Genomic DNA, 22,016 nt, shown 5'->3' with positions numbered 1-22,016 from the left:
TATAGGGCAAAGCGCGCTGTGTCGCAAGCGAGCGCGGGGATCGGCGCTTGCAGGTGGTCGGCGTGGGGCCGTAAACTCGGCCCGACAGGCCACACACGAAGACGGAGAGCCCCGCATGACCACCTTCGACGACCGCGAGAACGCGTTCGAGAACAAGTTCGCCCACGACCAGGAGATGCAGTTCCGCGCCGAGGCGCGGCGCAACAAGCTGATGGGGCTGTGGGTGGCCGACATCCTCGGCAAGTCGGGCGAGGAGGCGGCCGAGTATGCCCGCGCCGTGGTCAAGGCCGATTTCGAGGAGGCCGGCCACGAGGACGTGATGCGCAAGGTGCTGGCCGATCTCGGCGGGCGCGTGGCCGAGGCCGAGGTGCGCAAGAAGTACGACGCGCTGCTGGCGGTGGCCAAGGGGCAGCTGCTCGACGAAGCCTGAAGGGGGGCGCACACCGCCATCCCGCCGTTCGGGGGCCGCATCCTGACCGGATCGCGGCCCTCAGTCTTTCGGCCCGACGGCCTCGATGATCCAGACCCGCGCGTCCGGCCCCCTCGGGTCGAGCCGATAGGTGCCCGGTCGGTTCGCGAGATACCTGCGCCACTGGCGATCCGCCGGGTCGGGTAGGCTGGAGATGTTGAACTGGTCGGTCTTCCGCAGCTCGGGGTTCAGCGCAGCCACAGGGCAGCCGTCGCCCCGCCCGCCGAGGCGTTCAACGGCGTCGAAGATCTTTCGGTCGATGCCTTTCCGGGTGCAGGAGGCCCTGCCGCTGTTCGCGCCCGGCGGCGGCGAAAGCAGGTCGAAGCGGCTGCAGGCCTCCCGGAACACCGGGGACGTCTTGGCCTCCCCCACCCCGATCACCCGGCAGCCGTGGCGGCGCAGCGCCCAGGCGAGCGGCGTGAAATCCCGGTCGGAGCTGCACAGCACCACCGTGCCGCCCCCGTCCCGCAGGGCGAATTCCATCGCGTCGACCGCGATGCGGATGTCGGCGGCGTTCTTGGCCTCGCCCGAGCTGCCTGAGACCCCGGCATGGACCGGCTCGAAGCCGGGCACCGACAGCCAGCCGTCGATCCGAGGGACGCTGCCGTAGACCCGGCAGGCCCGCAGATCGGGCAGGCCCCCGGCGATGGCGCGCAGGGCCGCGGCCGCCCAGGGGTGGAGGTTCTCGCCGTCGACGAAAAGGGCGGATGGGCCGCGGCCGGGCGCGCCCACGACGCCGATGTCGGCCATAGCTTGCAGGGTTTCCTGTTTCATCCCGACGGCTTGCCCCGAAAACCCGCCGGTTTTGTGGCGGCGGCCCCGGCGCTGACATGAAACGCCTTCATCATCTTCATGCGCATTTTGCGCCTTGCTCATGATCCGCGCAGCGTCCACATCAGGCTCGCGCGCCCAGACGGAGATCGGACCCCCATGACCTCGCCCCTCGCCGAGATGCTCAAGACCCGCGACTGGCTGATGGCCGACGGCGCCACCGGCACGACGCTGTTCAACATGGGCCTGCAGTCGGGCGACGCGCCCGAGCTGTGGAACGAGGAGCACCCCGATCGCATCGCCGCGCTCTACCGCGGCGCGGTCGAGGCGGGGTCGGACCTGTTCCTGACCAACTCCTTCGGCGGCACGCGCTCGCGGCTGAAGCTGCACAACGCGCAAGATCGGGTGTTCGAGCTGAACCGGCGCGCGGCCGAGATCGGGCGCGAGGTGGCCGACACGGCGGGGCACAAGGTGCTGGTGGCGGGCTCGATGGGGCCGACCGGCGAGATCATGGCGCCGATGGGCCCGCTGACCCACGAGGTCGCGGTCGAGATGTTCCACGAACAGGCCGAGGGGCTGAAGGCGGGCGGCGCCGACGTGCTGTGGGTCGAGACGATCAGCGCGCCCGAGGAATACGCCGCCGCGGCCGAGGCCTGCCGGCTGGCGGGCATGGACTGGTGCGGCACGATGAGCTTCGACACGGCGGGGCGCACGATGATGGGCCTGACCTCGGCGGGCATGGTCGAGATGGTCGAGCGGCTGCCCAATGCGCCCACGGCCTTCGGGGCGAACTGCGGCGTGGGGGCCTCGGACCTGTTGCGCACGGTGCTGGGCTTCCGCGCGGCGGGGGCGGAACGGCCGGTGATCGCCAAGGGCAACGCCGGCATCCCGAAATACCACGAGGGCCACATCCACTACGACGGCACGCCCGAGCTGATGGCGCGCTACGCGGTGCTGGCGCGCGACGCGGGCGCGACGATCATCGGCGGCTGCTGCGGCACCACCGCCGAGCACCTGCGCGCGATGAAGACCGCGCTGGAAACCACGGCGCGCGGCCCCGCGCCGACGCTGGAGCAGATCGCCGAGGAGCTTGGCGGCTTCTCCTCCGGCTCGGACGGGACCGGCGACGACACCCCCACCCGCGAGCGGCGCGGCCGCCGGCGCGGGGCCTGACCGCCCCTGCCGCTCGGTAACGCGTCCTTAACCGGAGCTGTGCCACCCATGGCGGCATGGACGACCTGTTCTCGATCGCACCCCCCTACCCGCCGAGCCTCGACGCCGAGGCCTGGCTCCTGCACCTGTTCTCGTCCAGGGCGGCGCGGGAGGGCGGCGTCGTCCGCCGCAAGACCCGCGACGTGGAGCGCATCGTGGGCTGGCCGCGCTTCAGGGCCGAACTGCGCCGCCGCGGCTATCGCGCGTTCCTCAACGGCGGGCAGGTGGTGGTGTTCTGCAACGCCGCCCCGATCCGCCCGCTGGAGTGACGCGCGGCAGGCTTTTGCAAAAGCCTGCCCAGAGCCTTGCAAGGCTCTGGCCCACGCCCTTGCAAGGGCGTGGGGAGAGTTTTGCAAAACTCTCCCGGCGCGCCGTTCAGAACAGGCTCAGCTGGTCGCCCGCCCGCGCCGGCGCCCGGAACAGGTCGCAGCGCAGGGGCGGCATCCGCTCGGCCAGGCCCAGCGCCCGCGTCGCGCGGGCGAAACGCTGCGCGATCAGGTCGGCCCAGAGCCCCTGCCCGGTCATGCGCCGGCCCCACGCGGGGTCGTAGTCCCGCCCGCCGTGCATGTCGCGGATCTTGCCCATGACGCGCCCCACCCGCTCGGGGTACTGCGCGGCGAGCCAGTCCTGCCACAGCCCCGACACCTCGCGCGGCAGGCGCAGCGGAATGGTCGAGGCCGCGACCGCACCGGCGTCGCGGGCGGCCTGCAGGATCGCCTCGAGCTCGTGGTCGGTCAGCCCCGGCACCAGCGGCGAGGCCATGACGCGCACCGGCACGCCGGCGCGGGTCAGCCGTTCGATGGTCTGCAACCGCCGCGCGGGCGAGGGGCAGCGCGGCTCCATCTTCCGCGACAGGTCGGCGTCGAGCGTGGTCACCGAGATCCCCACCCGCGCCAGCCCCGCCTGCCCCATCTCGCCCAGGATGTCGGCGTCGCGCTCGACCAGGCTGCCCTTGGTCACCACCGCGACCGGGTGGCGGAAGGCGTGCAGCACCTCCAGCACCCGCCGCATGATGCGGCGATCCCGCTCGATCGGCTGGTAGGGGTCGGTGTTCGTCCCGATGGCGATGGGGGCGGGCACGTAGCCGCGGGCGCGCAGCTCGGCCTCCAGCACCGCGGGCGCGTCGGGGCGGGCCACCAGCCGGGTCTCGAAGTCGAGGCCGGGCGACAGGCCGAGGAAGGCGTGGCTCGGCCGGGCGAAGCAGTAGATGCAGCCGTGCTCGCAGCCCCGGTAGGGGTTGATCGAGCGGTCGAAGGACAGGTCGGGCGAGGTGTTGCGCGTGATCGCCGTCCGCGGGCGTTCCTCGCTCACCTCGGTGCGCAGCGGCGGCAGGTCGGCGTCGGCGTCCCAGCCGTCCGCCTCGGCCGTGCGGGCGAACCGCTCGAACCGGCCGGCGGCGTTGGTCCGCGCGGCCCGGCCCCGGGCGCGGTCGGCAAGGGGGTCGCTGGGCTGCATCATGGTCCCATGACTAGAACGGAACAGGAACATCGGCAAGGGCAGGTCGCGCCGCGCGTGGCCCATGTCGCAATCGGCCATCCCGGTTTCTGCAATTCATCTACCACCGCCCTGACGCGCTCTGCGCGGGGCCCAAGTGACAGGAGACGCGCCCATGTCGGACGACGACGAGATCATCCTTTCCGAGCTCGACGATGACGAGCTTGTCCAGCAGATGTTCGACGACCTCTACGACGGTCTCAAGGAAGAGATCGAGGAGGCGGTGAACATCCTGCTGGAGCGCGGCTGGACGCCCTACGACATCCTGACCAAGGCGCTGGTCGGCGGCATGACGATCGTCGGCAACGACTTCCGCGACGGCATCCTGTTCGTGCCCGAGGTGCTGATGGCCGCCAACGCCATGAAGGGCGGCATGGCGATCCTGAAGCCGCTGCTGGTGGAAACCGGCGCGCCGCGGATCGGCAAGATGGTGATCGGCACCGTCAAGGGCGACATCCACGACATCGGCAAGAACCTCGTCGCCATGATGATGGAGGGCGCGGGCTTCGAGGTGGTCGACCTCGGGATCAACAACGCGGTCGAGAAGTACCTCGCCGCGCTCGAGACCGAACAGCCGGACATCCTCGGCATGTCGGCGCTGCTGACCACGACCATGCCCTACATGAAGGTCGTGATCGACACGCTGAAGGAAAAGGGCATCCGCGACGACTACATCGTGCTGGTCGGCGGCGCGCCGCTGAACGAGGAATTCGGCCGCGCCATCGGCGCCGACGCCTATTGCCGCGACGCGGCCGTGGCGGTCGAGACGGCCAAGGACTTCGTGATGCGCAAGCACAACCAGATGGCTGCCCGCGCCTGAGGCGCGGGACCGCCCCCGGCATGGCCCGGCGCCCCGGCGCCGGGCCAGCTGACCCCGCGGGTATTGCCGCGCCGCGGGGGACCCTGGGCCCGACACGCACCGGCATCAGGGGTCTGGATCGGGACAGGCCGGGCCGTCGTGCCGGCGCCAGACGCCACTGAGGGCGACCGTCAAGACAGGCGCCGCCCTCCGCGCCCGGCGGCGATCAGAACCGGAGCGCCGCCCGCAGGGTGACCGTGGTGAGGTCGGCGGTGAACCTGGAATCGGCGTCCAGGTCGCGGCGCAGAACCTCGAGGCCGACGACGAACCGGTCCGAGACCATGTAGTCCACGCCCAGACCGTAGATCGGCGCGTTGATGTGGAAGAGGTCTTCGGGCGCGCCGTCCTCGTATTCGGAATGGCCGTAGCCGAGGACGCCATAGATCAGCGCCGGACCCACCGCGTAGCCGACGCGCGCCTTCAGATCGACCGTGTAGGTGAACACGTAATCGGAAAAACTTTCGCCGGTCGCAGGATCGACCTCGACATAGTCGGTCCGCGCATAGGCCAGTTCGGCCCCGAAGGCCCAGGCCCCGTGGGCCCAGAGATAACCGCCGTACAGGCCGACACCCGTTCCCTCGAGGTCGTAGTCGCTCCCGGCGCCGTAGGATTGCGCGCCGTTGCCGATGGCGTACTGCAGGCCGACATAGGGCCCGGCCCAGGACCTGGCGTCCTGCGCCGCCGCCGCAACCGGAAGGCACACGGTGAGGAAAAGGGCGGGAAGAAGCTTCGAGGCCATGATTGCACCCTCTGGTGGCTACATGGCCGGGAACGCTGCGCCCGTTCCCGGTTTCACGCAAGCGGCCTCGGAATTTTTCGTCGTCAATTGTTGAAGGGCGGCCACAGCGGTCGCCGGGGCGGCCCCGGCCGCGCCGGCCGGCCTCGGTTTGCGCCGCCAGCGGGTTGGCCGCGACCGGCTGGCGGTGCCGCGGGAGCGAGGCGGACCCGAGGGGCGTGACCATGCGGGTCGTGGCAGCCGATGCAGGGGCCGGACCGGGGCACCCGGGTGGCGATCCCGCCCCGGACTGCGGCCGATGCTCCTCCCGGGGGGGGGGGTGCGCGGACCACGGCCGCCTCCCCCCGGGCGGCGGCGCCGCCACGGCGGCTGCAGCCACCGCTTGCCGCGACGCGCGCTTCGGGCATAAGGGCGGACATGGCCGTGTCCGTCTTCCTTGCCCGCCGCATCGACGCTGGCCTCTTCGCCAACGTCCACGCGGACGTGTTCGACGCGCCGCCCGACCCGATGCTGGTGGACGGCTTCCTTGCCGCGCCGCACCTGCACATCGCGGTGGCGGTGGAGCGCGACCTGATGGTGGGCATGTGCTCGGGCGTGGTCTACCACCACCCCGACAAGCCGGCGCAATGGTGGATCAACGAGCTGGGCGTCGCGGCCCCGTGGCGGCGGCAGGGGGTGGGCACGCGGCTGGTGCTGGCCTGCGCCGACCACGCGCGCAGGCTCGGCTGCACCGCGATCTGGGTCGTGGCCGACCCCACGCCCGAGGCGACGGGGTTCTGGAAAAGCCTCGGCTGGCGCCAGACCGGGGAGAACCTTGCGATGTTCACCCTCGACCTGGCGCCCTGAGGGCCGGCTCAGCGGTTGTCGGGCTGGGCCCGCACCGCCAACCGCCCCGCCCGCGAGATGCGGTAGGGACGCCCGCCGGCGGAGTGGATCAGGCGCCGCGCGCGCAGGCGCTGGAACAGGGGCAGCGTGCAATCCTCCAGCACGAGGCCGTCGCGGGTGACGCAAAGCACCCCCGTGACCTTGCCGCCCGGGCCGCGGTCGGCCCGGATGACGCCACCCTGCGCCAGCACGTGCAGCACGCGCTGTTCGGGTTTCGAGATGTTCATGGGATCTGTCCGGTAACATTCGGCCATGACCGGAGGCCCGCATTGCGCGGGGGCCCCGGCCGGGGTCGTGGACAGCTTCGTCAGGCGCTGCCCGGGCCGATCGTCACAAGCTCTGACATCAACGCTCCGGGCCGCCGGGGGCCGGCGGCGATGGGGCCCCTTACCCTGGCCGGGGCCGCGCGATCCAGCCCCCGCCGGCGCGGCGGCGGGGCCCTGCAGCTTTTCGGCCACGCGGGCGCTTTCCCCTTGCGGCGTCGCCGGCGCCCCGGTTTCCTCCGCGCCATGACGCTCTATGCCATCGGCGACATCCACGGCCACCTCGACCTTTTGCGCGCGGCCCATGACCGCGTCGCGGCGGACCGGGCGCGCATGGGCACCGGGGCGGCGCCGCTGGTCCATGTGGGCGACCTCGTCGACAGGGGGCCGGACAGCGCGGGCGTGGTGGGCTGGCTCGCCGGACGGGCGGCCGAGGATGCCCGCGTGGTGGTGCTCAAGGGCAACCACGATGCGCTGTTCGAGGCGGTGCTCGCCGGCGACCCGGAGCTGCCGCTCGACCGCTATTTGGGCGCAGGCATCGGCGGGGCGGCGACGCTGCGGTCCTACGGGGTCGACCCCGGCCTGCCCGCGCCGCGGCTGCGTGCGGCCCTGCGCGCCGCGGTGCCGGCCGCGCACCGGGCCTTCCTGTCGCGGCTGCCGCTGATGCACCGGGCGGGCGGCTGCGCCTTCGTCCATGCCGGCATCCGGCCCGGGCTGCCGCTCGACGCGCAGGCCGCCGAGGACCTGTTGTGGATCCGGGCGCCCTTCCTGTCCGACCGGCGCGATCACGGCGCGCTGATCGTGCACGGCCACACCCCGGTGCCCGAGGTGGAGCTGCACCCCAACCGGCTGGCCATCGACACCGGCGCGGCCTTTGGCGGGCCGCTGTCGGCGGTGGCGATCGAGGGGCGCGCCGTGGCGCTGCTGACGCCCACGGGCCGCGTGCCGGTGCGGGTGCTGCCGTGATGCCGCCCCGCGACCTTGCCCTCGTGGCCCTCGTGATCCTCGCCTGGGGGTCGAACTTCAGCGCGATGAAGATCGCGCTCGACGAGCTGCCGCCGCTGCTGTTCGTCGCGCTGCGCTTCGCCATCCTGGTCCCGCTGATCGCCCTTTTCCCCCGCCCGGCCGGCTGGCCCGCGATCCTCGCCATCGGCGCGCTGATCAACGCGGGCCAGTTCGGGTTCCTGTTCAGCGCGATGCGGGCCGATGTCACCGCCGGCCTCGCCTCGCTGATCCTGCAGAGCCAGGCGCCGCTGACGATCCTGCTGGCCTGGGCGGTCTACGGCGAGCGGATCACGCGGCTGCAGGGGCTGGGGATCGGGCTGGCCGTCTGCGGGTTGGCGGGATTCGGGCTGGCCTCGGGGGGCAACATCACGGCGCTGGGGCTGGGGCTTCTTCTCTGCGGGGCGCTGTGCTGGGCTTGCGGGAACCTGGTGTTCCGGCGGCTGCAAGGCGTGGACATGCTGGCGCTGTTCCTGTGGGCGAGCCTGGTGCCGCCGCTGCCGATGCTGGGCCTGTCCCTGTGGCTGGAGGGGGCGGCGCCGCTGGCGACGGTGGCCGCGCTCAGCCCGGCGGGATGGGGGGCGGTGGTCTACGTGGCGCTGATCTCGACGGTGCTGGGCTACTCGATCTGGGGCACGCTCCTGTCGCGGCACCCGGCGGCGCAGGTGACGCCCTTCGCGCTTCTGATCCCGGTGGTGGGGCTGGCCACGGCCGCGGTGGTGCTGGGCGAGCGGGTCACGGCGGCCGAGGCGTTGGCGGGGCTGACGGTGCTGGCGGGGTTGGCCCTTGCCGTTCTGGGGCCGCGCCATGTCGCGCGCAGGGCTGCGCGGCGGCCGCCCCCTGCCCCATGATCGGCCCCATGACCCGCCTCGACGACCAGACCCTGACCGAGACCGGCCTCGCCCCCGAGGGCCGGGGCCGGGTGCTGCTGATCGGCTGCGGGGCGCTGGCGCGCGAGGTGCTGGACCTGACCGCCGCGAACGGCTGGGACCACCTGGACCTGCACTGCCTGCCCGCGATCCTGCACAACCATCCCGAGAAGATCCCCGCCGCCGTCGAGGCCGCGGTGACGGCGCGGCGCGGCGACTACGCGGAGGTGTTCGTCCTTTACGCCGATTGCGGCACCGGGGGGCTGTTGCAGGCGACCTGCGCACGGCTGGGCGTGGGGATGCTGGAGGGGCCGCACTGCTACAGCTTCTTCGAGGGCAACGCGGTGTTCGCGGGGCGGGACGAGATGACGGCCTTCTACCTGACCGATTTCCTGGTGCGCCAGTTCGACGCCTTCGTGACGCGGCCGCTGGGGCTGGACCGGCACCCGCAGCTGCGGGACATGTATTTCGGGAACTACACCAAGCTGGTCTACCAGGCCCAGACGGACGACCCGGATCTGACCGAAAAGGCAAGGGCTTGCGCGGCGTTCCTCAAGCTCGACTTCGAGCGGCGGTTTACCGGCTACGGCGATCTGGAGGTCGCGCTCAAGCACCTCTGAGGCGGCGGAAAACTCGAGTTTTCCGGCACGGAAAGCTGCAGCTTTCCGGTGCGAAAAACTGCAGTTTTTCGCCCCCCTCAGGCGGCCGCCGTCTCCGCCGCCAGCGACCGGATCCGCTCCACCATCGCGCGCAGGCCGTTCGACCGCTGCGAGGACAGGTGATCGTTCAGCCCCAGCCGCGCGAGTTCCCGGCCCGCGTCCACCGTCAGCACGTCGCCCACCGTCAGCCCGTCGTAGAGCGCATGAAGCACCGCGATCAGCCCGCGCACGATGATCGCGTCGCTGTCGCCGCGGAACCGGAACACCGCGCCGCGCCCCTCGCCCTCGATCTGCGGCAGGATCCAGACCTGGCTCGCGCAGCCCGTCACCTTGGTCGCGGGCACCTTCACGGCGTCCTCCAGGGCCGGCATCGCCTTGCCCAGATCGATGACGTGGCGATAGCGCTCCTCCCAGTCGTCGAGGAACTCGAAGGTCTCGGCGATCTCCTCGAAGGCGGGGCTGGCCATGTCGGGGTCCTCCGGGTGGCTGTGGCAGGTCTGCCCCTGACCTATGTCCCCGCGCCCGCCCCGTCCAGTGGCGGCTTTCCTTCGCGCCCGCCTTGCGCTACCCAAGTCCCCGGACGACCCCGACGGAGACCCCCGATGCTGCGCGTGATCCTTGCCCTGGCCCTCGTCACGAGCCTTGCGGCCTGCGGCAGCCGGCTGAACCCGTTCAACTGGTTCGGCGGCGACCGGGAGCAGCGCATCCGGGTGGAGCAGACGGTGCCCGAAGACCCGCGCGACCTGCGCGGGCTGGTGACCGAGATCGTCGACCTGTCGGTGGAGCCGACCCCGCAGGGCGCCATCGTGCGCGCCATGGGCCGGCCGCCGGTGCAGGGGTTCTGGGAGGCCGAGCTGGTCGAGGTCGAGCGCGCCGAGGGCGGCATCGTCTACGAGTTCCGCGTCTTTCCGCCGCTGACCGCGACGCCCGCGGGCACGCCGCAGTCGCGCGAGGTCGTGGTGGGCACCCAGCTCAGCAACTTCGACCTGCAGGGGATCCGCACGATCACCGTGATCGGGGCCGAGAACCGCCGCAGCGTCAGCCGCCGCTGAGCCGCCCGGCCCGGCTCAGACCGGGACGATCCTGACCTTGTCGCCCTGGGCCGACAGCGCGATCTCGCCGCGCAGCAGCCGCAGCGCGTCGGCGCCGAACACCTCGCGGCGCCAGCCGGTGGCCCAGATCCCGTCATGCTCGCCGCAGGCGATGTCGTCGAGGTCCGAGGACGACGCGATCAGCTTGGCCGCGACGCCCGCCTCCTCGGCCTTGGCCTTGAGCAGCACGCGCAGGAGATCGGCCAGCGCCGGGTTCATGCCGGACCGGTCGCGCCCCTCGGGCATCTTCGGCTGCCGGTCGGGCGGGGTGTCGAGCCCGCGCTGGACCGCGGCGATCAGACCCTCGGCGATCTCGCCCTTGCGCGCCTCGCGCAGCAGGAGCCGCGATTTCGACAGGTCGTTCAGCGACTTGGGCTTGGTCGAGGCCAGTTCCAGCAGCGCGTCGTCCTTGATGACGCGGCTGCGGGGGATGTTCTTCTGCTGGGCGTAGGTCTCGCGGAAGGCGGCGAGTTCGCGGGCGATGGCCAGCATCTTGCCCGCGCCCGAGCGCAGCTTGAGCCGCTGCCAGGCGTCCTCGGGCGTGACCACGTAGCTGGAGGCGTCGGTGAGCGAGGACAGCTCCTCCTCCAGCCAGTGGGTGCGGCCGCTGCGCTCCAGCTCGCGGGCGAGGTGCTCGTAGATGCGGCGCAGGTGGGTCACGTCGGCCAGCGCATAGGTCTTCTGCGCCTCGGTCAGCGGGCGGCGCGACCAGTCGGTGAAGCGCGAGGACTTGTCGAGGTTCGCCCGCGCGATCTTGCGCACCAGCGTCTCGTAGCCGACCTGGTCGCCAAAGCCGCAGACCATCGCCGCGACCTGGGTGTCGAACAGCGGCGCGGGCACCACGCCGCCCTCGACGTGGAAGATCTCCAGGTCCTGCCGCGCGGCGTGGAACACCTTGACGACGTTCGGGTTGCGGAAGAGCTCGTAGAGCGGCGCGAGCGAGATGCCGTCGGCCAGCGGGTCGACCAGCACGGCGTCGGCGTCGCCCTCGCCGGGCAGCGCCAGCTGCACAAGACAGAGCTGGGCGAAATAGGTGCGTTCGCGCAGGAACTCGGTGTCGACGGTGACATAGGGCGCGGCGGCGGCCCGGGTGCAGAAGGCGGCCAGCGCGTCGGTGGTGGTCAGGATCTCGGTCAAGGTCGGTGGTCTTCTCGCGGGGCACGTCGCGCCAAGTTTGGCGGTGCATAGGCGAGCCGGGCAGGAATGAAAAGGGCCTTGCGCCACTGGGGGCGGCGCGCCGGCCGTGTCAGTCGGCGAAGAGCGCCCGGATCGGCGCGGTGAAGGACGCGCGGACCTGCGCCATCTCGCCCGGCGAGACATGGGCGTCGAGCACGTCGAACACGGCCGCGACGGCGGCGTCCACGTCATCGGGAAGGCCCGGCCCATGCACCTCGGCCACGCGGGCCAGGAAGCCCGCGCGGCTGCGTTCCACCACCGGCGTCTTCGAGGGGTCGTAGCCCTCGTAGTAGACCCCGCGCACGAAGATCGGCAGCTGCGCCGACAGCTGCGCGGCCTCGTCGGGCGTCAGGTGGTCGCGCAGCGCCTGCAGCACGGCGCGCAGCATCCGGTAGGCCTTTTGCTTGCTGACGAGGCCGGCGCGGTAGTCGACCTCGTTGATCCAGGTGTTCGCCTGCTGGACGGACTCGTCGATGATCTTGAGGCCGAGCGCGCTCATGGCCGGTCCTTTCGTGGCTGTGACGGGGCCACCCCAGCACGGCGCGGCGGCACGCGCCTTGACGCCGGTCATCGCGGGCGCGGATCAGTGCGCGGCGCCGCCCCCGACCCCGAGCGCGGCCAGCGCCGGCGCAAGGACGCGGTGCACGAGCGGGATCAGCGCGGTGCCCAGCACGAAGCCCAGCGCCCCGTGGATCGCGGCGCCGGCCAGCCATTCGGCCACGGCGCCGAGGGCGGCGAAGGCGTGGGCGATGCCGTGGATCACGTCCTCGGGGCCGTGCTGGCCCATCTCGGCCAGGCCATGGGTGATGATGGCGCCGCCGACCCAGAGCATCGCGGCGGTGCCCACCACCATCAGCGCGCGCAGGAACCCCGGCATCCCCCGCACGATCCCGCGGCCCAGCCCGCGGATGGCGCCCGTCCGCCCCTCCTGCGCGAGGTGGAGGCCCACGTCGTCGGCCTTCACGATCAGCGCGACCGAGCCGTAGACCATGGCCGTGATGGCCAGCCCGACGACCAGCAGCGCCGCCGCCTCGAACCAGATCGAGTCGGTCTCGAGCGCGGCCAGCGCGATGGTCATGATCTCGGCCGACAGGATGAAGTCGGTCTTGATCGCGCCCTTCACCTTCTGCTCCTCGAGATGCGCGGCATCGTGCAGCGCCTCGTCCAGCGGCACGTCGGAGGGCGCGGGCGGGCGCAGCCAGTGCCAGACCTTCTCGGCCCCCTCGTAGCACAGGTAGAGGCCGCCCAGCATCAGGAGCGGCGCGATCGCCCAGGGCGCGAAGGCCGACAGCAGCAGCGCCGCGGGCAGGAGGATCACCACCTTGTTGAAGATCGAGCCCTTGGCGATCTTCCACACGATGGGCAGCTCGCGCGCGGCCTCGAAGCCGTGCACGTATTTCGGCGTCACCGCGGCGTCGTCGATCACCGCGCCCGCGGCCTTGGCGCCCGCCTTGGCGGCCTGCCCGATCACGTCGTCGACCGAGGCCGCCGCGACCTTGGCGATCGCCGCCACGTCGTCGAGAAGTGCCAGAAGCCCGCCTGCCATGTGCCCTGCCCCGTCTGCCGGTCCGGCCCTGATCCTAACCCTGCCTCCGGGGACGGCAAGTGTTAGCGCAAAAAGGGCATGTTGCCGCTAACGGTTACGCTAACATACGGAGAAAGGATGCTTTTTCCTTGGCCCCATCGGCATGCTTCGGTATGCGGTCGCCAGGTTCACGCGCGACAGACGACGAGGTTCACCATGACGATCACGCTCGGCATCAACGGGTTCGGCCGCATCGGGCGCTGCACGCTCGCCCATATCACCGAGGCCGCCCGCAATGATGTGCAGGTCGTCAAGATCAACGCCACCGGGCCGATCGAGACCAACGCGCACCTTCTGAAATACGACAGCGTCCACGGCCGGTTTCCCGGCGAGGTGCGCGTCAAGGGCGACACCATGGACCTCGGCCGCGGGCCGATGAAGGTGTTCTCCACCTACGACCCCGCCGAGCTGGACTGGGAGGGCTGCGACGTGGTTCTCGAATGCACCGGCAAGTTCAACGACCGCGACAAGGCCGCCGTCCACCTGACCCGCGGCGCCAAGCGCGTGCTGGTCTCGGCGCCGGCCAAGAACGCCGACAAGACCATCGTCTACGGCGTGAACCACCGCGAGCTGCTGGCCGAACACCACGTGGTGTCGAACGGCTCGTGCACCACCAACTGCCTCGCGCCGCTGGCCAAGGTGCTGAACGACGCCATCGGCATCGAGCGCGGGATCATGACCACGATCCACAGCTACACCGGCGACCAGCCGACGCTCGACCGCCGGCACAAGGACCTGTACCGCGCCCGCGCCGCCGCGATGGCGATGATCCCGACCTCGACCGGCGCCGCCAAGGCGCTGAAGGAGGTGCTGCCGGAGCTGGAGGGGCGTCTGGACGGCACCGCCCTGCGGGTGCCCACGCCCAACGTGTCCTGCGTCGACCTGACCTTCGAGGCGAAGAAGGACGTGACCGTCGCCGACGTGAACGAGATCGTCCGCGAGGCGGCCGAGGGCCACATGCGCAGCGTGCTGGCCTACGACCCCGAGCCCAAGGTGTCGATCGACTTCAACCACACCACCTATTCGTCGATCTTCGCGCCCGAGCAGACCAAGGTCGTGGGCGGCCGCACCGTGCGCGTGCTGGCCTGGTACGACAACGAGTGGGGCTTCTCGGCGCGGATGGCCGACGTGTCGGCCGCGATCGGGCGGCTCCTGCACTGAGGCCGGGGGCCCGGCGGCGCCGTTGACGCGTGTCAATTACGCAGGTCCTGACCTGTGAAACGATCCTCCCGTATGGCCATAACAGGCCAGCTGGGAGGATCCGGACATGTTGCAACCACTGCGACCCGCCGTGCCGACGGGGATCATCGGCGCCCTTCTCCTGTTCCTGATGGGTGCGCTCGCCCCGGCGGCGGCGCAGACCTGCCCCAACGTGGGGCTGTCGGGACAGCAACTGGTGTATTCCGCCGGGTCGCTGGGCGGTGGCGGGCAATCCGTCAGCGTGACGGCGGGCGGCAACGTCGACCTGCGCAACTGCGGCAGCGTGCCGGGGCATGGCTGGATCATCGTCTCGCCCGACTTCGAGCTGCAGCTGAGCGGCGCGATGCCGGGCCAGTCCCTGACGCTGGGGGTGAACGGCACCTGCGACACCGTCCTGCTGGTCAACGACGCCTATGGCCAGTGGCACTTCGACGACGATTCGGGCGGGTCGCTGAACCCGTCGATCACCCTTCCGAGCATCGCCAACGGCACCTACGACATCTGGGTCGGCACCTACGGGTCGTCGCTCTGCCCGGCGACGCTGACGCTGCGCACGGCGGGCGCCCCGCCGCCCCCGCCGCCGCCGCCTCCTCCTCCGCCTCCGCCGCCGCCCCCGCCGGTGGCGTCCTGCCCGAACGTCGGGCTCTCGGGGCAGCAGCTCGTCTATTCCGCCGGGTCGCTGGGCGGCGGCCAGTCCGTGAACGTGACGGCGGGCGGCAACATCGACCTGCGCAACTGCGGCAGCATACCGGGGCACGGCTGGGTCATCGCCGCGCCCGACTTCGAGCTGCAGCTGAGCGGCGCGATGCCGGGCCAGTCCCTGACGCTCGGGGCCACCGGCAGCTGCGACACCGTCCTGCTGGTGAACGACGCCTATGGCCAGTGGCACTTCGACGATGATTCGGGCGGCTCGCTGAACCCGTCGATCACCATCCCGAACATCGCCAACGGCACCTACGACATCTGGGTCGGCACCTACGGATCGTCGCTCTGCCCGGCGACGCTGACGCTGCGCACGGCGGGCGCCCCGCCGCCCCCGCCCCCGCCGCCGCCGGTGGCGACCTGCCCCAACGCGGGGCTGTCGGGGCAGCAGCTGGTCTACGGCATGGGCGCGCTCTTCGGCGGTGGCCAGTCGGCGGCCGTGACCGCGGGCGGCAACATCGACCTGCGCAACTGCGGCAGCGTGCCCGGCCATGGCTGGATCGTCGCCGCGCCCGACTTCGAGCTGCAGCTGAGCGGCGCGATGCCGGGCCAGTCCCTGACGCTGGGCGTGAACGGCAGCTGCGACACCGTCCTGCTGGTCAACGACGCCTATGGCCAGTGGCATTTCGACGACGATTCGGGCGGCTCGCTGAACCCGTCGATCACGCTGCCGAACCCGGGCAACGGCACCTACGACATCTGGGTCGGCACCTACGGGTCCGCGCTCTGCCCGGCGACCCTGACGCTGCGGGCCGCGGGCGGCGCGCTGCCGCCCCCGCCCCCGCCGCCCCCGCCGCCGTCGCAGTCGCGCAACTACGACCTGCCGCGGGTCAACGGCGAGATCGTCGACTGGTGCGTGACCTGGGGCACGAACTGCGGCCAGGCCGGGGCCGACAACTTCTGCCAGAGCCAGGGCTACACGCGGGCGTCGGCGTGGGAACGGTACCCGGGCCAGCGCACGCTGGTGCTGGGGTCGAACCAGATCTGTCCCGCGGGCTGCGACGGGCTGCGCCACGTGACCTGCGTGCGCTAGGCCTGGGCAGGGAGCGGGCGCCGGACGTCCCTCGGCCGGCGCCCGTGACCCGGCCACGGCCCGGATGCGCCGCCCCCCAGAGGGCGGCGCATTTCCGCTTTGCCCCACCGCGGGCCCGTGGCACGGTCGCGCTGCGGCAGGCAGGGACAGGGCGACGGATGAGCAACGGGCTGGCGATCTTTCTGGCGATCTGCATCGCGGGGTTCCTGGCCGTCGACGCCACCCTGTTCGGCTGGGACCTGTCCGTCGCGCTCGGGCGGCGATTTGCCGACCTGCTGGGCTGGCTCGCCTTCTGGCGCTAGTGCCCCCTTCCCAAGCCGCGCGGGCGCCGCTACACAGGTCATGTTACCGCTAACATGCCCTGCGGACCGCGCCGGCATTTGGGATTTCGCCGCAGCCGTGGCAGGCTGACGCGCAGGCACCGGCACCGCAACGGACGGGAGAGAGACATGACCGTGAAAGTCGCCATCAACGGGTTCGGACGCATCGGGCGCAACGTGCTGCGCGCCATCGTCGAGAACGGCCGCACCGACATCGAGGTCGTGGCGATCAACGACCTCGGGCCCGTGGAAACCAACGCGCACCTGCTGCGCTACGACAGCGTGCACGGCCGTTTCCCGGGGACCGTCACGACCACCGCCAGCACCATCGACGTCGGCCGCGGGCCGATCGAGGTGACCGCGATCCGCAACCCCGCCGAGCTGCCCTGGTCCCACGTCGACATCGTGATGGAATGCACCGGCATCTTCACCGACCGCGACAAGGCCGCCGTGCACCTGGAAAACGGCGCCAGCCGCGTGCTGGTCTCGGCCCCGTCCAAGGGCGCGGACAAGACCATCGTCTACGGCGTGAACCACAAGACGCTGACGAAGGACGACCTGATCGTCTCGAACGCGTCGTGCACGACCAACTGCCTCGCCCCGGTGGCCCATGTGCTGCACGAGGCGATCGGCATCAATCGCGGCTTCATGACCACGATCCACAGCTACACCGGCGACCAGCCGACGCTGGACACGATGCACAAGGATCTCTACCGCGCCCGCGCCGCGGCGCTCAGCATGATCCCGACCTCGACGGGCGCGGCCAAGGCGGTGGGCCTGGTGCTGCCCGCGCTGAACGGCAAGCTCGACGGGGTGGCCGTGCGGGTGCCGACGCCGAACGTGTCGGTCGTCGACCTGACCTTCGAGGCCGCCCGCGACACCAGCGTGGAGGAGATCAACGCCGCGATCCACGCCGCGGCAGGCGGGCCGCTCAAGGGCATCCTGGGCGTCACCGACGAGAAGCTGGTGAGCATGGACTTCAACCACGACGCCCATTCCTCGATCTTCGCCACCGACCAGACCAAGGTGATGGACGGCAACCTGTGCCGCATCCTCAGCTGGTACGACAACGAGTGGGGCTTCTCCTGCCGCATGGCCGATACCGCCGTCGAGATGGGCCGCCACCTGTAAGGGGCGGCGACCGTCGGGATTGCGTATTTGGAGAAAGATGAAGGACAATTTTCATCGAATTGTCGTTCATCTTTCCGAAAATACGCGGGCCTGAGGCATCGAAGTCTCTGGCCTGCCCGCGGGGCCATGGTAAACCGGCGCCGTGACAGCGCGACGGAGGCCGAGATGACCTGGAAAACCCTTGATGACATGGACCTTGCGGGCAAGGTGGTGCTGACGCGCGTCGACATCAACGTGCCGGTGCAGGACGGCCAGGTCACCGACGACACCCGCATCACCCGCATCGTGCCGACGATCCGCGACATCCTGGCCAGGGGCGGCAAGCCCGTGCTCGTCGCGCATTTCGGCCGGCCCAAGGGCAAGGTGGTGCCGGAGATGTCGCTCAAGGTCACGCTGCCCGCGCTGGAGGCCGCGCTGGGCCAGCCGGTGCGCTTCGCCGAGGACCATTTCGAGGCGGCGATCGGGGCCATGGGGCCGGGCGAGGTGCTGCTGCTGGAGAACATCCGCTTCTTCCCCGGCGAGGAAAAGAACGACCCGGCGCTCGCCCGCGAGCTGGCCGACCTTGCCGATGTCTACTGCAACGACGCGTTTTCCGCGGCGCATCGGGCGCACGCCTCGACCGAGGGCGTGGCGCGCCTGCTGCCGTCCTGCGCCGGTCGGCTGATGGAGGCGGAGCTGCGCGCGCTCGACGCGGCGCTGGGGAACCCGGCGCGGCCGGTGGTGGCGGTGGTGGGCGGCGCCAAGGTGTCGACCAAGCTCGACCTGCTGGGCAACCTGATCGAGAAGGTCGACATCCTCGTGATCGGGGGCGGCATGGCGAACACCTTCCTCGCCGCCGACGGGCTCGACGTGGGCCGCTCGCTATGCGAGCACGACCTGGCCGACACGGCGCGCGCCATCATGGCCAAGGCGCAGGAGACGGGCTGCGAGATCCTGCTGCCCTCCGACGTGGTGGTGGCCGAGGAGTTCGCCGCCGGCGCCGACCACACCACGGTGGCCGCGACCGCGGTGCCGTCGGAGACCATGATCCTGGACGCCGGCGCCGACACGGTGGAGCGCATCGTCGCCGCCTTCGAGCGCGCGCGCACGCTGATCTGGAACGGCCCGCTCGGCGCCTTCGAGATCGCGCCCTTCGACCGCGCCACCGTCGCCGCCGCCAGGGCCGCGGCCGATCTGACCGAGGCGGGGCGGCTGGTGTCGGTGGCGGGCGGGGGCGACACGGTCTCGGCGCTGAACCAGGCCCATGCCGCCGACCGCTTCACCTACATCTCGACCGCGGGCGGCGCCTTCCTCGAATGGATGGAGGGCAAGACGCTCCCCGGCGTCGCGGCGCTGGAGCAGGCGGGCTGACGCCGCTGTTTGCGCCACCATTGTGGACAGCCGCGCGGGGCTTTGGCACAGAAGGGCAAATCCTGACCCCCCTGAGAGGAGCGCGCGCATGTCCACCGACGCCATGAGAACCCAGATGGAAACCGGCAAGGGCTTCATCGCCGCGCTGGACCAGTCCGGGGGCTCGACCCCGAAGGCGCTGCGCCTCTACGGCATCCCCGAGGACGCCTATGGCTCCGAGGCCGAGATGTTCGACCTGATCCACGCCATGCGCGCCCGGATCGCGACCGCGCCCGCCTTCACCGGGGCCAAGGTGATCGGCGCGATCCTGTTCGAGATGACGATGGACCGCGAGATCGGCGGCAAGCCCTCGGCCCGCTACCTGTGGGAAGACAAGGGCGTGGTGCCCTTCCTCAAGATCGACAAGGGGCTGGAGGCCGAGGCCAACGGCGTGCAGCTGATGAAGCAGATCCCGGGCCTGTCCGCGCTGCTCGACCGCGCGGCCGCGGCCGGCATCTTCGGCACCAAGGAACGCTCGGTCATCAACGCGGCCAACGCGGGCGGCATCGCCGACGTGGTGGCGCAGCAGGTCGACCTGGGCCTCGAGGTGCTCGACAAGGGCCTCGTCCCGATCCTGGAACCCGAGGTGAACATCAAGGCCCCCGACAAGGCCGTCGCCGAGGAGATCCTGCTGGCCGAGCTGCTGAAGGGCCTCGAGGCCGTGCCCGAGGGGCAGAAGGTGATGCTCAAGCTGTCGATCCCGTCCAGGGCGGGCCTCTATGCGCCGCTGATCGCGCATTCCAAGGTGCTGCGTGTCGTGGCGCTGTCGGGCGGCTACAGCCGCGAGGAGGCCTGCGCCCGGCTGGCCGAGAACCACGGCATGATCGCGAGCTTCAGCCGCGCCCTGACCGAGGGCCTGTCGGCGCAGCAGTCCGACGCCGAGTTCGACACGGCGCTGGCCGCGGCGATCGACGCGATCCACGCGGCCTCGGTGGCGTGAGGCGCGCCGCGGCGCTGCTGCTGGCGCTTGGGCTCGGGGCCTGCCAGCACACCCCCGTCGCCGGCGAGGGGGCGGTGTTCCAGGGCATCGTCAGCGTCGTCGAGGACAACGGCGAGGCGAACCTCCATGCCGATGGCCGCATGGTGCATCCGCCACCCAGCTTCGGCATCCGGGGCAGCTTCGGGCCGGCCGACGCCGGCGGCGGGGTGCGGCTCCGGGTCGACGGCGGGAACGCGGCCGCGAGCCTGTCGTTGCAGGCGCGCCTGCCCGGGGACCGGGCCGGCAGCGCCCCGACCGAGCGCCTCTTCGTCCTGCTCCCCGCAGCCGACGGCACCGCGATCCCCCACGAGGGCAGCGGCACCGTGCGCGTGACCGAGATCGTGCCGCAGGAGCCGGGCCGCGACCGCATCCGCGCCCGCTACGAGGGGCGCGTCTGCACCGGCGACGATGTCTGCGTGGCCGTCGCGGGCGCCTTCGCCTTCACCCGCGACACCCGCTAGGGCGCGGCGCGGAAAACGGCCGCTCCTCGCCCAAGGGGGATTCCCTTTTTCATATCAATGTGCGACTCTGTCCTCAGTGCCCCGCGAGAGGGCGCAGGGGACCAGAGGCAGTGGCAAGATCCATGACACGCAGCGCACCGCTCTCGGGGCTGATCCTGCCCGTCGCGCTCCTGTTCATCGGCGCCTACTTCACCTTTACCGCGGTGCAGGGCAACTACGGCCTGTTCCAGCGCATCCAGATCGAGGCCGAGGCCGACCGGCTGGACGAGCAGCTCGCCAGCCTCTCGGCCGAGGTCGCCCGGATGGAGATCCTGACCCGCCGCCTGTCCGACGATTTCCTCGACCTCGACCTGCTCGACGAACAGGTCCGCGACGTGCTGGGCTACGTCCGCGCCGACGAGATCATCCTGCCCTAGCGTCCGCCTGCGGCGGGCGCGTTGGCCGACAGGGGGCCGCAAAGCGGCCTCCCGAAAGGCTTGGTCCCCATTGGATGGCGCAGGATAGCCCCATCTCTCCGCCCCCCGCCCCTTCATCTTTCCCCAAATACGCATGACCCGCCCGCCGCCCGCACCGCCGCCGGGTCAGCCTTGCACCGCGCGCAACCCCCTGCGTCAGGATTGCCGGGTGCAATCCGCGGTTGCGTCTGCTAGAGGGATGTTTAACGTTAAACTATCTCTGCGACCGGGGGAGGATCACCGGCATGCCACCACGCAAGACCGCCGCTGCGACGACGGCAGCCACGCCGAACGTCTCGGCCGAGGAGCTCAAGCGCTACTACCGCGAGATGCTGCTCATCCGCCGCTTCGAGGAAAAGGCCGGCCAGCTCTACGGCATGGGCCTGATCGGCGGCTTCTGCCACCTCTACATCGGCCAGGAGGCCGTGGTGGTGGGCCTCGAGGCCGCGGCGGACGAGGGCGACAAGCGCGTCACCTCCTACCGCGACCACGGCCACATGCTGGCCTGCGGGATGGACGCCAAGGGTGTCATGGCCGAGCTCACCGGCCGCATCGGCGGCTATTCCAAGGGCAAGGGCGGCTCGATGCACATGTTCTCGAAGGAGCGCCACTTCTATGGCGGCCACGGGATCGTGGGCGCGCAGGTGCCGATCGGGGCGGGCCTCGCCTTCGCCGACAAGTATCTCGGCAACGACCGCGTGACCTTCGCCTATTTCGGCGACGGCGCGGCGAACCAGGGCCAGGTCTACGAGACCTACAACATGGCGCAGCTGTGGGACCTGCCGGTGATCTTCGTGATCGAGAACAACCAGTACGCCATGGGCACCGCGGTCAAGCGCGCGACCAAGTCGCCCGCGCTGTGGAAGCGCGGCGAGGCCTACGGGATCGCCGGCGAGGAGGTCGACGGCATGGACGTGCTCGCGGTCAAGGCCGCCGGCCAGCGCGCCGTCGCCCACTGCCGCGCGGGCAAGGGCCCCTACATCCTCGAGGTCATGACCTACCGCTACCGCGGCCACTCCATGTCCGACCCCGCGAAATACCGCACCCGCGAGGAGGTGCAGGAGATGCGCGAGAAGCGCGACGCGATCGAGCACGTGCGGCAGATGCTGCTGACCGGCGGCCACGCCAGCGAGGACGACCTCAAGAAGATCGACAAGGAGATCAAGGAGATCGTCAACGAGGCCGCCGAGTTCTCGAAGGAAAGCCCCGAGCCGGACCTCTCCGAGCTCTGGACCGACATCTACGCCGACGTGGCGCCGCAGGACGCCTGAGGGG

26 protein-coding genes are annotated in these 22,016 nt (G+C 71.1%); 18 read left to right on the top strand and 8 right to left on the bottom strand.

Annotation, left to right across the window (positions count from 1 at the left end; all coding sequences use genetic code 11):
• Positions 1-115: 115 nt before the first annotated feature.
• On the top strand, positions 116-430 hold the full coding sequence (locus HCU73_RS17425; protein ID WP_168624766.1) for a DUF1476 domain-containing protein: 315 nt from the start codon (positions 116-118) through the stop codon (positions 428-430).
• Between the two features lie 60 nt (positions 431-490).
• Here the strand turns inward: HCU73_RS17425 and HCU73_RS17420 are convergent, their stop codons facing one another.
• Positions 491-1,243, bottom strand: coding sequence for an NYN domain-containing protein (locus HCU73_RS17420; protein WP_168624765.1), 753 nt, complete (start codon positions 1,241-1,243; stop codon positions 491-493).
• Between the two features lie 156 nt (positions 1,244-1,399).
• On the opposite strand from HCU73_RS17420, the gene bmt reads away from it, so the two are divergent.
• The gene (bmt, locus tag HCU73_RS17415; protein ID WP_168624764.1) at positions 1,400-2,413 is read left to right on the top strand and encodes a betaine--homocysteine S-methyltransferase; all 1,014 of its coding nucleotides are present in this window, start codon (positions 1,400-1,402) and stop codon (positions 2,411-2,413) included.
• A 56-nt stretch (positions 2,414-2,469) separates the two neighbouring features.
• On the top strand, positions 2,470-2,721 hold the full coding sequence (locus tag HCU73_RS17410) for an N-(5'-phosphoribosyl)anthranilate isomerase (RefSeq protein WP_168624763.1): 252 nt from the start codon (positions 2,470-2,472) through the stop codon (positions 2,719-2,721).
• A 106-nt stretch (positions 2,722-2,827) separates the two neighbouring features.
• On the opposite strand, the gene HCU73_RS17405 is transcribed toward HCU73_RS17410, so the two are convergent.
• On the bottom strand, positions 2,828-3,910 hold the full coding sequence (locus HCU73_RS17405; protein ID WP_420853595.1) for a PA0069 family radical SAM protein: 1,083 nt from the start codon (positions 3,908-3,910) through the stop codon (positions 2,828-2,830).
• A gap of 151 nt (positions 3,911-4,061) precedes the next feature.
• Between HCU73_RS17405 and HCU73_RS17400 the strand changes: the two genes are divergently transcribed.
• Entirely contained in the window at positions 4,062-4,766 is a 705-nt protein-coding gene (locus HCU73_RS17400; RefSeq protein WP_168624762.1) for a corrinoid protein, read from the top strand.
• 205 nt (positions 4,767-4,971) lie between these two features.
• On the opposite strand, the gene HCU73_RS17395 is transcribed toward HCU73_RS17400, so the two are convergent.
• Positions 4,972-5,544 (bottom strand): porin family protein, encoded by a 573-nt coding sequence (locus HCU73_RS17395; protein WP_168624761.1) that lies wholly within the window; start codon positions 5,542-5,544, stop codon positions 4,972-4,974.
• A 414-nt stretch (positions 5,545-5,958) separates the two neighbouring features.
• Here HCU73_RS17395 and HCU73_RS17390 point away from each other — a divergent pair, with 414 nt between their 5' ends.
• Complete coding sequence (locus HCU73_RS17390; RefSeq protein ID WP_210730693.1) at positions 5,959-6,387, top strand: GNAT family N-acetyltransferase; 429 nt, start codon at positions 5,959-5,961, stop codon at positions 6,385-6,387.
• Between the two features lie 8 nt (positions 6,388-6,395).
• On the opposite strand, the gene HCU73_RS17385 is transcribed toward HCU73_RS17390, so the two are convergent.
• Positions 6,396-6,653, bottom strand: coding sequence for a YjhX family toxin (locus HCU73_RS17385; RefSeq protein WP_168624759.1), 258 nt, complete (start codon positions 6,651-6,653; stop codon positions 6,396-6,398).
• Between the two features lie 282 nt (positions 6,654-6,935).
• On the opposite strand from HCU73_RS17385, the gene HCU73_RS17380 reads away from it, so the two are divergent.
• From HCU73_RS17380 to HCU73_RS17370, 3 genes are read left to right on the top strand one after another with little or no spacing between them, the layout of a single operon-like run.
• Complete coding sequence (locus HCU73_RS17380; RefSeq protein WP_168624758.1) at positions 6,936-7,655, top strand: metallophosphoesterase; 720 nt, start codon at positions 6,936-6,938, stop codon at positions 7,653-7,655.
• Positions 7,655-8,542, top strand: coding sequence for an EamA family transporter (locus HCU73_RS17375; protein ID WP_168624757.1), 888 nt, complete (start codon positions 7,655-7,657; stop codon positions 8,540-8,542). The genes HCU73_RS17380 and HCU73_RS17375 overlap by 1 nt, the downstream gene beginning before the upstream one ends.
• An 8-nt stretch (positions 8,543-8,550) precedes the next feature.
• On the top strand, positions 8,551-9,180 hold the full coding sequence (locus HCU73_RS17370) for a DUF1638 domain-containing protein (protein WP_168624756.1): 630 nt from the start codon (positions 8,551-8,553) through the stop codon (positions 9,178-9,180).
• A gap of 77 nt (positions 9,181-9,257) precedes the next feature.
• Here HCU73_RS17370 and HCU73_RS17365 read toward each other — a convergent pair whose 3' ends face one another.
• Positions 9,258-9,686, bottom strand: coding sequence for a SufE family protein (locus HCU73_RS17365; RefSeq protein WP_168624755.1), 429 nt, complete (start codon positions 9,684-9,686; stop codon positions 9,258-9,260).
• A 135-nt stretch (positions 9,687-9,821) separates the two neighbouring features.
• Here HCU73_RS17365 and HCU73_RS17360 point away from each other — a divergent pair, with 135 nt between their 5' ends.
• Positions 9,822-10,271 (top strand): hypothetical protein, encoded by a 450-nt coding sequence (locus tag HCU73_RS17360; protein ID WP_168624754.1) that lies wholly within the window; start codon positions 9,822-9,824, stop codon positions 10,269-10,271.
• A 15-nt stretch (positions 10,272-10,286) separates the two neighbouring features.
• On the opposite strand, the gene rnd is transcribed toward HCU73_RS17360, so the two are convergent.
• The 3 genes from rnd to HCU73_RS17345 form a co-directional block, all read right to left on the bottom strand.
• The gene (rnd, locus tag HCU73_RS17355; protein WP_239025619.1) at positions 10,287-11,447 is read right to left on the bottom strand and encodes a ribonuclease D; all 1,161 of its coding nucleotides are present in this window, start codon (positions 11,445-11,447) and stop codon (positions 10,287-10,289) included.
• A gap of 109 nt (positions 11,448-11,556) precedes the next feature.
• On the bottom strand, positions 11,557-11,985 hold the full coding sequence (locus tag HCU73_RS17350) for a DUF2267 domain-containing protein (RefSeq protein ID WP_168624752.1): 429 nt from the start codon (positions 11,983-11,985) through the stop codon (positions 11,557-11,559).
• 84 nt (positions 11,986-12,069) lie between these two features.
• Positions 12,070-13,032 carry a DUF808 domain-containing protein gene (locus tag HCU73_RS17345; protein ID WP_168624751.1) on the bottom strand — a complete coding sequence of 321 codons (963 nt, stop codon included), beginning with the start codon at positions 13,030-13,032 and terminating at the stop codon, positions 12,070-12,072.
• A gap of 195 nt (positions 13,033-13,227) precedes the next feature.
• On the opposite strand from HCU73_RS17345, the gene gap (HCU73_RS17340) reads away from it, so the two are divergent.
• The 9 genes from gap (HCU73_RS17340) (at position 13,228) to pdhA (ending at position 22,012) form a co-directional block, all read left to right on the top strand.
• The gene (gene gap, locus HCU73_RS17340) at positions 13,228-14,232 is read left to right on the top strand and encodes a type I glyceraldehyde-3-phosphate dehydrogenase (RefSeq protein ID WP_168624750.1); all 1,005 of its coding nucleotides are present in this window, start codon (positions 13,228-13,230) and stop codon (positions 14,230-14,232) included.
• A gap of 106 nt (positions 14,233-14,338) precedes the next feature.
• Positions 14,339-16,006, top strand: a complete 1,668-nt coding sequence (locus tag HCU73_RS17335) for a hypothetical protein (protein WP_168624749.1) — start codon at positions 14,339-14,341, stop codon at positions 16,004-16,006.
• Positions 16,007-16,164: 158 nt separating this feature from the next.
• Entirely contained in the window at positions 16,165-16,308 is a 144-nt protein-coding gene (locus HCU73_RS17330) for a hypothetical protein (protein ID WP_168624748.1), read from the top strand.
• Between the two features lie 147 nt (positions 16,309-16,455).
• The gene (gene gap, locus HCU73_RS17325; protein WP_168624747.1) at positions 16,456-17,457 is read left to right on the top strand and encodes a type I glyceraldehyde-3-phosphate dehydrogenase; all 1,002 of its coding nucleotides are present in this window, start codon (positions 16,456-16,458) and stop codon (positions 17,455-17,457) included.
• Positions 17,458-17,622: 165 nt separating this feature from the next.
• Positions 17,623-18,807, top strand: coding sequence for a phosphoglycerate kinase (locus HCU73_RS17320; protein ID WP_168624746.1), 1,185 nt, complete (start codon positions 17,623-17,625; stop codon positions 18,805-18,807).
• A gap of 88 nt (positions 18,808-18,895) precedes the next feature.
• Positions 18,896-19,786 (top strand): fructose bisphosphate aldolase, encoded by an 891-nt coding sequence (locus HCU73_RS17315; RefSeq protein ID WP_168624745.1) that lies wholly within the window; start codon positions 18,896-18,898, stop codon positions 19,784-19,786.
• On the top strand, positions 19,783-20,286 hold the full coding sequence (locus HCU73_RS17310) for a hypothetical protein (protein ID WP_168624744.1): 504 nt from the start codon (positions 19,783-19,785) through the stop codon (positions 20,284-20,286). The genes HCU73_RS17315 and HCU73_RS17310 overlap by 4 nt, the downstream gene beginning before the upstream one ends.
• A gap of 122 nt (positions 20,287-20,408) precedes the next feature.
• Positions 20,409-20,702, top strand: coding sequence for an FtsB family cell division protein (locus tag HCU73_RS17305; protein ID WP_168624743.1), 294 nt, complete (start codon positions 20,409-20,411; stop codon positions 20,700-20,702).
• Between the two features lie 284 nt (positions 20,703-20,986).
• Positions 20,987-22,012 carry a pyruvate dehydrogenase (acetyl-transferring) E1 component subunit alpha gene (pdhA, locus tag HCU73_RS17300; protein ID WP_168624742.1) on the top strand — a complete coding sequence of 342 codons (1,026 nt, stop codon included), beginning with the start codon at positions 20,987-20,989 and terminating at the stop codon, positions 22,010-22,012.
• The last annotated feature ends 4 nt before the right edge of the window (positions 22,013-22,016 follow it).

The sequence above is a fragment of the Roseicyclus persicicus genome, from assembly GCF_012395815.1.
Lineage (GTDB): Bacteria > Pseudomonadota > Alphaproteobacteria > Rhodobacterales > Rhodobacteraceae > Roseicyclus > Roseicyclus persicicus.
Note: the sequence above shows the minus strand (reverse complement) of the source record. Positions and strands in the feature narration are given on the sequence as shown.